The organism is Staphylococcus agnetis (assembly GCF_011466855.1).
Lineage (GTDB): Bacteria > Bacillota > Bacilli > Staphylococcales > Staphylococcaceae > Staphylococcus > Staphylococcus agnetis.
The window spans coordinates 1,593,735-1,608,711 of record NZ_CP045927.1; the positions used below are offsets into that span (position 1 = coordinate 1,593,735).

The 14,977-nt window shown below is 33.8% G+C and carries 14 protein-coding genes; 8 read left to right on the forward strand and 6 right to left on the reverse strand.

The features are described from left to right. Positions 1-53 precede the first annotated feature (53 nt). Positions 54-341, reverse strand: a complete 288-nt coding sequence (gene groES / locus GJE18_RS08130; RefSeq protein ID WP_060551485.1) for a co-chaperone GroES — start codon at positions 339-341, stop codon at positions 54-56. Between the two features lie 170 nt (positions 342-511). On the opposite strand from groES, the gene mroQ reads away from it, so the two are divergent. Beyond that, the gene (mroQ, locus tag GJE18_RS08135; protein ID WP_060551486.1) at positions 512-1,264 is read left to right on the forward strand and encodes an intramembrane glutamic endopeptidase MroQ; all 753 of its coding nucleotides are present in this window, start codon (positions 512-514) and stop codon (positions 1,262-1,264) included. Between the two features lie 80 nt (positions 1,265-1,344). Here the strand turns inward: mroQ and GJE18_RS12265 are convergent, their stop codons facing one another. After that, complete coding sequence (locus GJE18_RS12265; protein WP_275087479.1) at positions 1,345-2,334, reverse strand: hypothetical protein; 990 nt, start codon at positions 2,332-2,334, stop codon at positions 1,345-1,347. Between the two features lie 170 nt (positions 2,335-2,504). Here GJE18_RS12265 and GJE18_RS08145 point away from each other — a divergent pair, with 170 nt between their 5' ends. The 5 genes from GJE18_RS08145 to agrA all read left to right on the forward strand — a co-directional run bounded on the left by GJE18_RS08145 (position 2,505) and on the right by agrA (position 6,707). Then, positions 2,505-3,302: a carbon-nitrogen family hydrolase gene (locus GJE18_RS08145; RefSeq protein ID WP_107368990.1), complete on the forward strand. Its 798-nt coding sequence runs from the start codon at positions 2,505-2,507 to the stop codon at positions 3,300-3,302. Between the two features lie 647 nt (positions 3,303-3,949). Further along, positions 3,950-4,513 carry an accessory gene regulator AgrB gene (locus tag GJE18_RS08150; RefSeq protein ID WP_107368991.1) on the forward strand — a complete coding sequence of 188 codons (564 nt, stop codon included), beginning with the start codon at positions 3,950-3,952 and terminating at the stop codon, positions 4,511-4,513. A gap of 2 nt (positions 4,514-4,515) precedes the next feature. Beyond that, entirely contained in the window at positions 4,516-4,650 is a 135-nt protein-coding gene (agrD, locus tag GJE18_RS08155) for a cyclic lactone autoinducer peptide AgrD (RefSeq protein ID WP_107368992.1), read from the forward strand. 22 nt (positions 4,651-4,672) lie between these two features. Continuing rightward, positions 4,673-5,971: a quorum-sensing sensor histidine kinase AgrC gene (gene agrC, locus GJE18_RS08160; RefSeq protein WP_165805183.1), complete on the forward strand. Its 1,299-nt coding sequence runs from the start codon at positions 4,673-4,675 to the stop codon at positions 5,969-5,971. Positions 5,972-5,984: 13 nt separating this feature from the next. Then, positions 5,985-6,707 (forward strand): quorum-sensing response regulator AgrA, encoded by a 723-nt coding sequence (agrA, locus tag GJE18_RS08165; protein WP_085622894.1) that lies wholly within the window; start codon positions 5,985-5,987, stop codon positions 6,705-6,707. A 66-nt stretch (positions 6,708-6,773) separates the two neighbouring features. Here agrA and GJE18_RS08170 read toward each other — a convergent pair whose 3' ends face one another. From GJE18_RS08170 to GJE18_RS08185, 4 genes are all read right to left on the reverse strand, one after another. Beyond that, entirely contained in the window at positions 6,774-8,264 is a 1,491-nt protein-coding gene (locus GJE18_RS08170) for a sucrose-6-phosphate hydrolase (RefSeq protein WP_165886130.1), read from the reverse strand. Positions 8,265-8,616: 352 nt separating this feature from the next. Further along, positions 8,617-8,844, reverse strand: a complete 228-nt coding sequence (locus tag GJE18_RS08175) for a sulfurtransferase TusA family protein (protein WP_060551494.1) — start codon at positions 8,842-8,844, stop codon at positions 8,617-8,619. A 22-nt stretch (positions 8,845-8,866) separates the two neighbouring features. Next, positions 8,867-9,952, reverse strand: coding sequence for a YeeE/YedE family protein (locus GJE18_RS08180; RefSeq protein WP_107369008.1), 1,086 nt, complete (start codon positions 9,950-9,952; stop codon positions 8,867-8,869). Between the two features lie 182 nt (positions 9,953-10,134). Further along, positions 10,135-10,770 carry a redox-sensing transcriptional repressor Rex gene (locus GJE18_RS08185; protein ID WP_037567012.1) on the reverse strand — a complete coding sequence of 212 codons (636 nt, stop codon included), beginning with the start codon at positions 10,768-10,770 and terminating at the stop codon, positions 10,135-10,137. Positions 10,771-11,045: 275 nt separating this feature from the next. Between GJE18_RS08185 and abc-f the strand changes: the two genes are divergently transcribed. Together abc-f and GJE18_RS08195 are read left to right on the forward strand one after the other, a co-directional pair. Beyond that, entirely contained in the window at positions 11,046-12,986 is a 1,941-nt protein-coding gene (abc-f, locus tag GJE18_RS08190; protein ID WP_107368935.1) for a ribosomal protection-like ABC-F family protein, read from the forward strand. Positions 12,987-13,330: 344 nt separating this feature from the next. Then, positions 13,331-14,962 carry a MutS-related protein gene (locus tag GJE18_RS08195; protein ID WP_060551497.1) on the forward strand — a complete coding sequence of 544 codons (1,632 nt, stop codon included), beginning with the start codon at positions 13,331-13,333 and terminating at the stop codon, positions 14,960-14,962. Positions 14,963-14,977: the final 15 nt, after the last annotated feature.

The following is a 14,977-nucleotide window of genomic DNA, read 5'->3' on the forward strand; positions in this document are numbered from 1 at the left end:
TCCATCGTTGATTTCTTTTTTTAAATGTATATGAGTCGATCTTTTTATCTATATTAATCTTCAATAATCGCTAAAATATCTTCTTCAGTTAAGATAAGATAAGTGGTTTCGCCTCGCTTAACTTCTGTACCAGCATATTGTTGGAACACAACACGATCGCCAACACTAACTTCTAATTCAACGCGTTGACCATTATCAAGTATGCGTCCAGTACCTACAGCGACTACTTCGCCCTCGTTTGATTTCTCTTTTGCAGAATCTGTTAATACAATACCGCTTTTAGTTGTTTGTTCTCTTTCTTTCTTTTCAATAACAACGCGGTTTCCAATTGGTTTTAACATGTGTTGTTGCCTCCTTAAGTTGATGCATTATTTAGCACTCACTACTTCTAAGTGCTAATCTAACATTTATAATAATCAAAGTTAGTCAAAACTTCAAGTATTACGATTAGGTTAATTGTATCGTAAGGTGTGATAGGATATGATAAGAATACTGAGAAAGGAGGTAAATTATGAATCGAATTCTTGTTTCAATATTAACTGTTGTGTTCTATGTGATTGCTCAATTCGCTCCAGCGATATTAAATAAATTACATCTATTACCATCAACTGCACATCAGTTAGATCAAATGAAACAACTCATACATATTCAATTAATAGGATTTATTATTGTCGCTATAGTCATTATCATAATGCATTGGTATGTCAAAAACCCATTACAACTCGAATTAGGTAAAAAAGAGCCTAAACGTTATATTATCCCTTGGATTATCGCTGGACTTGGCATTGTTTTTATAACTCAAATTATCGTTAATGTCATCACTGTATTTGTACTAGGACATCAGCAAGCGAGCGAAAATACGTTGCGTTTAATGAAAATCGCTCGACAAATGCCTGTATTCTTTTTATTAATTACGATCATCGGTCCATTGTTAGAAGAGTTTGTATTTAGAAGGGTATTATTTGGAGAATTATACCAAGTTTTAAAAGGATCAAAAGCCATTCGATTTATCATTGCCAGTGTCATCAGTTCTGCCATCTTTGCAGTGGCACATATGGACTTTTCACATTTCTTACCCTATTTTGTGATGGGGATCATCTTTTCTGGCTTTTACTGTTATACAAAGCGCTTAAGTGTTGCGATAGGAATCCATATGGCTCAAAACGGTATTGTAGCCTTAATACAATTTTCTTTACCAGAAAAACTTGTTGAAGAGTCTTTGAAGCAAACACAATTCATATTTCATATGATTTCTCTACTATAAGTGGCTTCACAATAATACTTGCATAGACATATCGAATTACTTTAAAATAAACGACTCCCCTTATCATAGGGAAGTCGTTTTTAATTCATTTTTCTAATTCTTTTCCATATCACGATACTAAAAGCCACAATAAAAATGATACTTGCTAAACCTACACCCATATATTTAATTAAACTTAAATTCCCATGGTTTCCTATTGTTTGTTTTCCTTGTTGATGTGCCTCTAAATTTTCACCATTTTGATTGATTTCACGAACTTTATCTTCATTTTGATGATTTAAAAATGATTTACCAAATAACCTTTTACGATTATCATTTGATCCAAATTCCCCTGACATAAGTGCTAACATATTACGATCTAAAAGTTGATAATATTGTTCTGAGGAAAAAGGATTAAAATTTGCAACAGAAAACGCATTACGCTTTGACTCATTTTGCGGTTGCGAAAACAACTGATTTTGATAGGGATTAAGCATTTTATTGTCTCGATTAAAGTTTGACCCATTTACTCCAGCTGTGGTCGCTTCATTACTTCCTGGTCGGTTTGAACCTGGTGTGGTTTGCTCAGACTGATTATTATCATTTGGTTTAGGTGATTGGCCACGGTCGCCTCCTGGATTGGATTCATCTGAATTCCCCTGTGAGGGGCCATCTGGTTTAGGTGGCGGTGGTGGTGGTTGATCGGTTGACGGTTCTTCTGTCGATGGCTGTTCTGTTGACGGTTCTTCTGTCGACGGCTGTTCTGTTGACGGTTCTTCGGTTGATGGCTGTTCTGTTGACGGTTCTTCTGTCGATGGCTGTTCTGTTGACGGTTCTTCTGTCGATGGCTGTTCTGTTGACGGTTCTTCTGTCGATGGCTGTTCTGTTGACGGTTCTTCTGTCGATGGCTGTTCTGTTGACGGGTGTTCTGTCGATGGTTGTTCATTAGTCGAATTTGTTTCATTCGAATGCGATGAAGTTATGGCAATCGTTGTATCCGTCAAATTATTAGGTACGCCATATAGCGTTCCAAGTGTCAATAAAGTGATACATGTTCCGCTTAACATGTGCCTCGTTTTTAATTTATGCAACCCAAACACCTCCTTAAGATTTATGTCAAACCTAGTATAAACAATTGTTACCTTAAATACCACCCTATAAACCTTATGTCTCACTTCCCCGGTCTGTCATCAATCATATTTTGATACGCCGCTCTTATTTTAGTACAATAATAGCAACGATGGACATGGGGGAATTTCATATGAAAGTTCAAATTTTACAATTTAACGTCAAACCACAATCACCAAATGAAAATGCCAAAAAAATCACCCAATTATTTTCCGAAAATGTAAGTACTGATACTGATGTGGTTGTATTACCTGAAATGTGGAATAACGGATATGCTTTATCCTCGTTAAATCAATGTAGTGATAAAAACCTAGATCAGTCTCTAACATTCATACAGTCTTTAGCACATCAATATAATGTAGATATTATTGCAGGTTCTGTATCAAATCGTGTTAAAGAAAACATTTATAACACCGCATTTGCTGTAAACTGTGAAGGTCAAAAAATTTATGAATATCATAAAATTCATTTAGTACCTATGTTAAATGAACCACAATTTTTAGATGCAGGTGAGCATGTACCTTATACTTTTACATTAAGCAACAATACACCTGTTTCTCAAATCATTTGTTACGATTTGCGCTTCCCTGAATTAACACGTTATCCTGCAGCTAGTGGCGCACAAATCATGTTTTATGTCGCGCAATGGCCAGAAGTACGCCAATCACATTGGAGAAAACTTTTACAAGCAAGAGCCATTGAAAATGATATGTTTGTAGTTGCCGCAAATACGTGCGGTTCTGACGGAGAAACAACTTTTGCTGGACATTCAATGGTCATTAATCCAAATGGAGATATTTTAGAAGAAGCGAACCAAGGAGAAACTGTACTAACAGTAGAGCTTGATTTAAAAGAAGTTGAACAACAACGAAAAAACATTCCAGTTTTCGATAACTTACGTCCAGATATATATCAATATTTTCACATATAAAAAAGGCGAGCTTGGGAGGGGCTCGCCTTTAAATTTAATATTAAGGGAATGTTTATTTGTTTACAGTTATTCTATTTAATTAATTGGGGATGTTATTAATTATGAAAAAATTTAGTGAATTTAACGATTATTAAATGTTTACAATAGTCTCAATATAGAAACCTGACTTTTAAGCTTCAATTACTAATGGAAAAAGATTTTTAGCATTTGGGAGAATGATTACTTCTTAGTGAATTTTTGTACAGTTTCAGCGATTAACTTAATGAATGCGATAATTGTGTTAATGATATCTCCTGCCATAGTAAAGCACCTCCTCATTAATAAGTATTCCAAGACTTAAGAGTTGCACTTGTGAAGTAAGCTGAGCGAAGAATACAACACGCTGTGCATTAATAAACACTTAGGTATCACAAGGGCGTAATACCGAACCACTTAATGTGATTATGGTTATATTAAAACATGTGTATCGCCTCTTGTGTGAAGTAGTGCCCAGATTGTCCATTTGTATGCTTAAATGTACCGTTTCTGTATTAATTTTTGATGAATTCTACATTAAAATTACAGTTAGGAACAATAAAACGACAGTTAGGCAAAAAACAGAATAATGTTTTAATTGTACTTTATAATATTGAGTAAGGGGGAAAGCCATGAGAATCGTTGATACAGCAATTGACAATCTAGCATTAAAGCTTCAGAAAAAACAAAACCTAGATCACATTGAATATCTCAAAGTGCGCCTAGGCATCCAAGTGTTCATCATTAATCTCTTCAAAGGCATCGTAACTTACGGTCTGGCTATCCTTCTTAATATCTTTTTATACACACTCACTGTTCACTTAGCGTATTTCATTTTAAGACGCTTCTCACACGGAGCCCATGCGAAAACATCATTATTATGTCATGTTCAAAATATTATTTTCTTTATATTTTTACCATGGTTAATAGTTAAATATGACATACCATTCTGGTTTATGTTATTCTTAACTATACTAGGATGGTTGATTGTATTAAAGTATGCTCCTGCAGCAACACGCAAACAACCAATCAAATTAGGACGTAAGAAATCATTGAAGATTAAATCATTACTAGTAATTTCAATTTATGTAGTGATGGTTTTATTCGTTCCACAACCATTCAATTTTTTAATTGCATATGGTGCATTTTTACAAGCTTCAACATTATTACCAATATTTTTCCCTAAGGAGGAATAATCATGGCATTTTTTGATTCTTTATTAAACTTATTAACTGTTTTATTCAAGTCTCTAGGTAACTTTGCCAGAATCAATCCTTGTACAGGTTTCTTTAATGAACCTGAAGTCCCTCATGAATTAAGTGAAGCTGAATAATTGTAGAGAGTGTGTATAAAAGTTGGAAATATTAAACGTTATTGTAATTACTAACTATCAATCTTTTTTGTTCTTTCTAGTTGTAAACATTATAATAATTGAAAAAATCCATTACAAAAAATGGGATTACATCTCTCTTTATTTTGGGGTTGTAATCCCTTCTACAGTTCTATTCATACTTTTTGATAGACAAAGTTTGCTTGCATTAGTGATTGGCTATTTAATTTTCTTTTATTACAAAAAGAAAATTATTGGTCTAATAGCAGTTTTATCTAGTGTATTAATTCTAGTTGTGTGTGATTTCATAGCCACCTGGTTTTACTACTATATCAATGGACTAACTATTCACCATATGGTTATATTTATAATATACATATTTGTATTTTCTTTATTGGTAGTTATTATTGCTTTAGTTGTTAGATTACTCATGAGCAAATTAAAGTATACATGGTTATATGTAAATAAAATTTATCTTGTTACATTAATGATCTGTCTTTTAGTATTCTTTTTAACAATGTTTTTCTTCTTGCCAGATTATGTTTCTTCAGTAGCTGAATTTAAAATTTTAGGTATCTTTTACTTTACATTTGTAGCTATTTTTATCGCAATACTTTTATTGGTAACTATTACAACTTCTCGAGAAATTAATTATCGTAGAAGTCAACAAGAGATTGAAGATTATTATAATTATACGCTGCGCGTTGAACAAGTAAACAATCGCATGCGAAAGTTTAGACATGATTATATTAATATTTTATCCACGATGTCAGAGTATTTGCGTGAGGATGATTTGGAGGGCCTTAAAGCATATTATAATAAACACATTAGTCCTCTTAAAGATCATTTTGAAGCAAATACGTTGAAATTAAATGGTGTGGAAAATTTAAAAGTCAAAGAGATAAAAGGTGTTATCACTACAAAAATTTTGCAAGCTCAAGAACGTCAAATTGAAATAAGTGTTGAAGTCGCTGATGAAATTAATGAAATCAACATGGAAATGATTGATTTAAGTCGTATTCTAGGCATCATTATGGATAATGCGATAGAAGCTTCTATGAATCTTGAAACTCCTATGATCCAAATCGCATTTATTAAAACTGAACAATCCGTGTTAATTATTATTATGAATAAAGCACCTGACAATCTTCCGAAATTACATACGTTGTATCAAGAAGGCTTCTCAACGAAAGGTAAAAACAGAGGATTAGGGTTATCCACCTTAAAAGAAATTACACATAGTAAGGATAATGTCTTTTTAGAAACAACAATTGAAAATCATTATTTCATTCAAAAATTAGAAATCATGAATAACGATGCGTAAGGATGTGACCCGTTTGAAAATTTTAATTTGTGAGGATGACCCTAAACAAAGAGAACGAATGGAATCCATCATTCAGAATTACATTATGATTGAAGAAAAGCCTATGGAAATTGAAATTTCTACTAGTGACCCCTATGCGTTACTTGAGGCATCCAAAAATATGACTGATATTGGTTGTTATTTTTTAGACATCCAATTGGAATCAGATATTAATGGTATTAAGCTTGGTAGCGAAATTCGAAAACATGATCCTGTAGGTAATATTATTTTTGTAACCAGTCATAGTGAATTAACCTATTTAACTTTCGTGTATAAACTTGCAGCAATGGATTTTATTTTTAAAGATGACATTGATGAGTTACGTACGAGAATTATTGATTGTCTCGAAACAGCACTTAAGCGGTTAGATTTATTAACAAAAGATAACACAGTAGAAACAATGGAATTAAAACAAGGCAGTAATTCTGTCTATGTTAACTATGATGATGTTATGTTTTTTGAATCTTCACCTAAATCACATCGTTTGATTGCACATTTAGATAATCGGCAAATTGAATTTTATGGTAATTTAAGAGAGCTCGCACAAATTGATGGTCGTTTTTTTAGATGTCATAATAGTTTTGTGTTAAATCGACATAACATTACGCATGTTGATGCTAAAGAGCGCATTGTTTATTTTAAAAATGATGAATTTTGCTATGTGTCTGTAAGAAATATAAAAAAAATCAAGAAATAACGTTGTTTTATCAACAGTCAAATGCCTGATTCAGTTATTGTATGGTAACTGGATCAGGCATTTTATTTAGTCTTCAATTTGTTTTTTTATATCATATTTAGTCAATTTTAAGTATACTTGACCAGAGTCTGTGACAACTTTTATTTTATTGGCATCTTTAGATGGAAAAATACGTGAAGATAACACTTTCTCACCCTCATTACAGAATATTTCAATACTTGAAGTATCCACAAATATTCTAAGTTGAGAAAGCTCTGATTTTAGTTGTGCTACTCGTGCTGTTCCCTCTACAGGATGCGGTAATTTCCCACTATCAAATCGATCTAAAATCACTTGTTGCGTTTTCGACTCATAACGAATTACCGTAGCTTCATGTTTTGAAGCTCTTAAGTGAAATTCAATGGCAGATGCCTCATTTTCAAGAATATCTATAATGAGTTCATATTGCTCACCTTCATATGGGTGTAATTGTTTAATAAATTTATTCGCGTACCCTAACGCAGTTTCTTTATTTTGGCGTAACTTTCGTAAATCCATATGCGGTTTCTGTTTTAGTTCCCCCGACTCCAACGTTAAAATTCTAGGCACTGTTAAGCAATGCGCCCATCCCTCATCATCCGTTGGGTACTCTGTATCTGGTAGTCCCATCCATCCGATTAAAACACGTCGCTTTGCTTCATCTAAAAATGTTTGTGGTGCATAAAAATCAAATCCATCATCTAATTCAACGAATGGCGCATGTTCGAATGTTAAAGTTTCAAAGTTCAGATGGCCTACTAAATAACCACTTTGATAAACATTTTGATAAGCGTTATCTTCTGAATCTATACCTTGCGGGCAAAATAACAAAATATCTTTACCATTAAGTTGGAAATAATCCGGGCATTCCCACATGTAGCCAAATGATTTTAATTGTGTGTCGATTTCACCTAAAAATGTCCATGGCTTCTCTGGATGTGATGTTCTATACATTAAAACCGTACCTGTAAGATTTTCTCTTTGCGCACCTATTAATGCATAAAGATACCCTTCTCTTTGAAACACTTTGGGATCTCTGAAATGGTGTGTATATCCTTTAGGTGGCCCACTAATAATCGGCGTATCGAATTTAATGACATCTCCGTGACTATCCACTTTGGCAAGCATTTGACAACTGCGTCTTTCCCATGAAGCCGTACGGTGATTCGCTGTATACATATAATATAGTTGATTTTGAAATTGGAAAGCACTACCACTATATACACCGTGACTATCAAACGTCGTATCAGGTTTTAATATTGGACCACATGGTTTTAAATTCACTAAATTCTTGCCGGTATAATGAAACCAATATTTTAAACCATGTACAGCACCTAATGGAAACCATTGATGTGATAAATAGTATTGCCCCTGATAATAGATTAATCCATTGGGATCATTAAGTAATCCTGTTTCAGGTTGAATATGAAATACTTGTCGATACGGAGAGGCTTGAACGCGTTCTTTAAGATCATTGATTACGTTAGCATCCACATCCTCTAACTTTTGGTAACGTTTTTCCCGGCTCCATTGTTCCATTCGAATTCTTTTCCTCCTTTAAAATTTGCGGTAAGATGTTTAAATTTTAATTCCATATTAAACCCGCTTCTAAGATGAGCAATACTTAGAGTTTCTCACCAAAGTACTTTTTATGTATATTTCCTAATTTTATCTCAACTTTCTTAGACTAAACTATCAAAAACTAGTTTCTTTATATATCATACTGAGGCACGATTTCACTTTTGAAAACTAAACCAATTACGGTTAAGTCAGTTTGTGAATTTATTATCTCTTTGTTATTTTATCACACATCGGCCTTGAAACTTTATCAATTTTTATGAAAAAACCGATTAAATCCCATCTCATATAGGATTTAATCGGTGTCTCAAAATCACTTGGCTTTTTGAACCGTAATCGTCCAAGAAGCATCTCCTACTTGCTCATAGTTTGTCACAGGATAACCGTTTTCAGCAGCCCAATTAGGAATTGCTTCTGTTGCCTGTGTACAATCAAAATCGATTTTCAATTCATCCCCCAACGGTAATTCTTGCATTTTCTTTTGCGCTTCAATCAATGGAAATGGACATACCATTCCTACTGTTCCTAATTCATGTACCATTTTAATTCCTCCTACAATTTATCTATTGTGATACACTGACTGTTTTCGATTGGATAGATTGACGTTGTTGTGCCACTTTCATAGGGCGCACAAACATAAAATAACTCATGAACCAAGTTCCAAAAATCATAAATGCCAGTCCAATCCAACCTTGCCATGATAGAGCTGCAGTTGCTACTAATCCATTACCAATAGAACAGCCACCTGCTACTGCTGCACCAAAGCCCATGCACATTCCGCCTATAGCGCTATTACGTATCGTTTTTTTATCGGGTAAACGCCACGCAAATTCTTTTGAACCTCTAGCTGCAATATAAGAGCCAAAAAAGATGCCAATAACTAAAAATACACCCCAGTCAACTACTGAAATATCACCTGTAGTTAAAAACATCACTATATTGGAAGATGGCGTTGTGATGCCTAACCCACCTTGACGACCTGTTGATTCTGACATCGGCCATGCAAAGAGTGCAATTAGACCAACTGCAATAGCAGCAATAAAAGGATGGAACCGTTTTTCAAATAAAATATGACGCAATCCTGAATATTTTTGTTTTAGCTGTGGCACCGCAATTTTGGGTTTTGGTTTTCTTAATGTTTTAATCACGAAAAACAACGTAACAGTGACTAATATGATTAAGAAAATCCAGTTTGGAATACCTGTAGATTGAGCCATATCTGCATTAGCAACCGTTTTACTATTGAGCGCATTCATGAGTGGTGCTAAAAGACCATTTTTTGTAATAGCTGCAAATAAACCATACATCACAAGTGCAATCCAACTACCTATTAACCCTTCACCTGCACGGTAATATGTCCCTGTAGCACATCCACCCGCTAAAATAATACCGACACCAAATATAAAAGAGCCAATTACTGTGCCTATAATTGGAAACGTTTCATTTGCTATTGTGATAACACCCATTACGTTGAGAATATAAATGCCTATTGCTTGAATCGCTATGGCAATGAGCAATGCATAAAACATCTTATTATTTTTCTGAACGTACATATCTCTAAACCCTCCAGTAAGGCAAAAACGTGTACGTTGCATTACAAATCCAAGTAGTACCCCTACTATAAGACCACTTACTATAGTCCAAATCATACATACCTCTCCTATCCCGATTATTATGATAAGAATTATAGCAAATACACATTTTTTATCAAGGGGTTGAATCAAAATAAAAAAGATCAAAGCGACAGACGCTTCGATCTCCAATTTCATATTCATAGATCATTGCTGTTGAAATGCAATCGGCACCATGATGTGATGGTGCTTATTTACATTTACCCATAATTTTTCATAAAAAATAACAAGGATTGTAGTTCGACACCTAAATCGATTTGATGCACTTGCACATCATTAGGTACTTGAACAGGTGATGGAGTAAAATTTAAAATACCTTTCACACCTGCGTCTACAACTTTATCAGTAACACTTTGTGCAACTTTGATAGGTGTCGCAATAATAATTACTTCTAAGGCTTGATCTTGAATGACTTTTTTCATTTCATCCATAGATTTCACTGTGACATCCCCAATTTTAGTACCCACGATTTCAGGATCTATATCAAATGCTTCAGTAATAAACATATCATCATGTATCGGGAAGTTGAAAGAAATTAAAGCTTTACCTAAATGACCAACACCAACAACACCTATTTTAATTAAATCAGCATCACTTAGCTCTGATTTAAAAAATTCTAATAAACTGTCGATATTGTAACCATAGCCTTTTTTTCCAAGTTCACCAAAGTACGAAAAATCACGTCTAATCGTGGCGGAGTCTATACCAAGACCCTCACTAATTTCTTTAGAGTTGACACGTGAAGCCCCTTTAGATTTGAGACTATTTACAAAACGATAATATAACGGTAAACGTTTCAGCGTCGCACGTGGAATTTTATTTAATTCTTTAGTCATTTTCGTTCCTCCATCTTTTGCATACCATTTCAGGTCGCACACTCAAAGTTATATGAGCTATAACAACTTTAAAAATATTTTATAATAAAAAGATTTATCTACTTTATTTTGTATAAATAACTGCAAATACATTATGACTTAATATTGTTTTGTTAAAAATTTCACCTACTTTTATTCATTTTCATTATAACTTAAAACCGCTTTTAAAGGAACATAATCTATTTGAACCCCTTCCACTTTGTTGTACAATAATGAAGAATGAAAGGAGCTTTAACATGATACTAATGCAATTAAGTCAGCTCTCGAAATCATTTGACGGTGAAGAGATTTTTAGTCATGTCAATTTTGAAATCCAAACGGGTGAACACATTGGCATCGTTGGGCGTAACGGTGCCGGAAAATCGACATTGATGAAAATCATTGCTGATGTCGATGATTACGATAGCGGACATATCTCTAAAATTAAGGGTTTAAAGATTGGTTATTTAACACAACAGATGACATTAAATACGAATAATACTGTTTTTGATGAAATGGCAAAACCTTTTAAAGAAATTGAGGCAATTGCACAAAAGATGCAATTAGAAACAGATTGGTTGAGTACACACGCGGAAGACTATGAAAGTCAAGCTTACCAAGAGCACCTTAATCGTTACGAAACGTTATCTAACCAGTTCGAACGCATGGAAGGCTATCAATATGAAAGTAAAATTAAAACGGTTTTAAATGGGTTGAAATTTTCAGAAGACGATTATTATCGCCCCATAAACGACTTTAGTGGCGGCCAAAAAACGCGTTTGTCACTTGCACAAATGTTACTCAGCGAACCTGATCTTCTTCTATTAGATGAACCGACCAACCATTTAGATATGGAAACTACAGAGTGGTTAGAAGATTATTTGAAATATTTTAACGGCGCAATTGTCATCATTTCACATGACCGCTTCTTTTTAGATAAGATTGTTACACAAGTTTATGATGTTGCACTTGGTGAGGTGAAACTTTATAAAGGGAACTATGCGAAATATATCCAATTACGTGATGCATATTATGAAAAACGCATGGCGGAATATGAACGTCAACAAGCTGAAATCAAACGTCTCGAAACATTTGTAGATAAGAATATTACACGCGCTTCGACGAGTGGCATGGCTAAAAGTCGTCGTAAAATGTTAGAAAAAATGGCACGTATTGAAAAGCCATTACTGGATGCTAAAAGTGCAAACATTCAATTTGATTTTGATAGAAACACCGGTAATGACGTGATGTATATTCAAAATCTTGAAATTGGTTATCACAGCCCCATTACCGCACCTATCTCTTTTGAAATTACAAAAGGTGATCGTATTGCTGTAATTGGTCCAAATGGCGTTGGAAAATCTACCCTCATTAAGACATTAGCACAAAAAATCACCTCTCTTAGCGGCAAAATTCAAATGGGTTCAAATTTAAAAATTGGTTACTATGATCAGAAACAAGCAGAGTTTAAGTCAAATAAAACGATATTAGATTATGTGTGGGATCAATATCGACACATGCAAGAAAAAGATATTCGAGCAGTCTTAGGGCGCTTCCTATTTACGCAAGAAGAAGTAAAAAAAATCATCAATGATTTATCTGGCGGTGAAAAAGCACGTTTACAACTCGCACTTCTTATGTTAGAACGCAATAACGTGCTCATCCTTGACGAACCAACCAACCATTTAGACATTAATTCCAAAGAAATGTTAGAGCAAGCTTTAGCGCATTTTGAGGGCACGCTCATATTTGTTTCTCACGACCGTTATTTCATTAACGCATTAGCGAATAAAATATTTAGTTTAGATGCAGATGGTGGTCAATTTATTCAAGGGAATTACGCTTATTATTTAGAAAAAGTAGCACAACAAAAAGCTTTAGAAGCACACCAAAATCATTCTGTAACTTCTGAGAACGTATCAAAAGATTCAGCTTCTACTGACTATCAAGACCAAAAAACAATAAGACGAGAAAAACGCAAACTTGAACGTCAAATCGAAGAATATGAGGCGCGCATAGCAACGTTTGAAGGTCAAATAGAACATTTAGATATTCAAATGGCTTCAGAAGATATTATCAATGATTATGAAGAAACATCACGACTTGCAAATGAACGTAGCACCATCGAACAAAACTTAGAACATACGATGTTACAATGGGAAGAATTACAACATAAGTTAACTGAATATGACATTTAACGACATGTATCGGAGTATAATTTTATACTTCGATATTTTTTGTCTTCACATATTATAGACAGAACCCGTAATTTCAAATCCAATAGATTCAACTGTCCACAAAGTTATCCTAGTTATCCACATTTTATATCAATAACAAACCCCCTCTTACCCACAGTTTATCCACTACAAATATTCTAAATGGCTCTTTTTTATACACAAGTTGTTAACAAGTTGTGCATAAGTACGCATGTTCTCTATTGACTTTTCAGCTTCTATCACCTTTACTTGTGTTTTGATAAATGAATAATTAAAATATAGTGTATATTTATATTATTCTATGACATTAAGGGAGTACTTTTATAATGACTGACTTCATATTTTTAATGATTTTAATTATTGGGATGATTACCGTAGTCATCGGTACAGAAATCTATCAAAAAATTCAGTTCCGTAAGTCTATTGCAGCACATTTAAAATACCGTTTTAAATTTGATGATATAGAGCGATCATTTGCTTTTTACGATACCTACTACAAAAAATATACTGATTTAACTGGACAAGATGAATCTCCCTTAATTTGGGTAGATAATAAAACTTGGTCAGATTTAAATATGCTTGATATGTTTAAGGCATTAAATTACACCTATACATCGGTAGGCGAAAATCACTTATATCATGTTTTAAGGCTTCAATCCTCGCTATCGCATTACTCAATTTGGAAGTCTATTAAAGAAAACACAGCATTTCATCATAAACTTGTGATGTTACTCGCTAAATTAGGTAAACAAACTTATCCTAATTATGATTGGCAATCTTACCAATATCGTTTTCATCCAATTTATTATGTGTTGTCGTTTTTGCCTATACTCTCTATTTTATTAGGTTTGTGGCACATTGAGTTAAGTATTATAGCTTTACCTATTTCATTATGCATTAACTATATAGTCAGTTTGCGGTTTAATCATTATGTCGATAGAGATGTAGACAGTTTATTCTTCACTGGTCGCATTATCCATACAACGAATAAAATCAATCAATTACAGCTTACCCCTAACTTTGAGCATGATTTGGACAAACTCAACCAAGTAAATCGATGGCGATTTTTGCTTCTAAAAGCGCAGACGATTCCAGGTTACATTGTCTTATTAATTAAATATATGTTTTTAATTGATATTCACTTATACCACATGCTAGTTAAACGATTTAAAATGAATCACGAAACAATCCATGCATGCTATCGTTATGTCGGTGAAATCGATGCTTTATTAGCTGTTGATCAATGGCGCCATCATCAAGCTTATTGTACGACGCCATCTGTTAGTAAAAACTTCCATTTTACGTCATTAGTTCACCCACTTGTCAATGAAGCTGTACCAAATGACTTTGATTTTGATTATAATGTCTTGTTAACGGGTTCAAATGCTTCAGGTAAGTCTACATTTATGAAAGCCACAGCGATTAATTTAATTTTAGCGCAAGCAATTAATACAGTGACTGCTGAACAATTCGAATTTCAACCTGGTATCGTCAAAACAGCAATGGCAAATGCGGATGATGTACTTACAGGTGATAGTTACTTTATGGCAGAAATAAAATCTTTAAAACGCTTATTAAACATTCACCCTAAAACACCACATTATTATTTTATTGATGAAATATTTAAGGGTACCAATACGGCAGAACGTATCGCAGCCTCCACAGCTGTTTTGGAATACTTATCTCAATTTCATCAATTAAAAATGATTGCAGCAACACATGATATTGAACTTACATATACGTTAGATGCACATTTTAAGAATTATCATTTCAATGAACAAATATACGAAGACGCCATTCATTTTGACTATAAAATTAAAGAAGGTCCTGCAAATACACGTAATGCATTGGAACTGATACGCATAATGAAATTTCCAGCTGAAATTTATACACAAGCTCAACAATATGTTTCATCATTTGAAGCATCAAAACAAAACCGCCCAACAGATTCAAAATAATCTGTTGGACGGTTT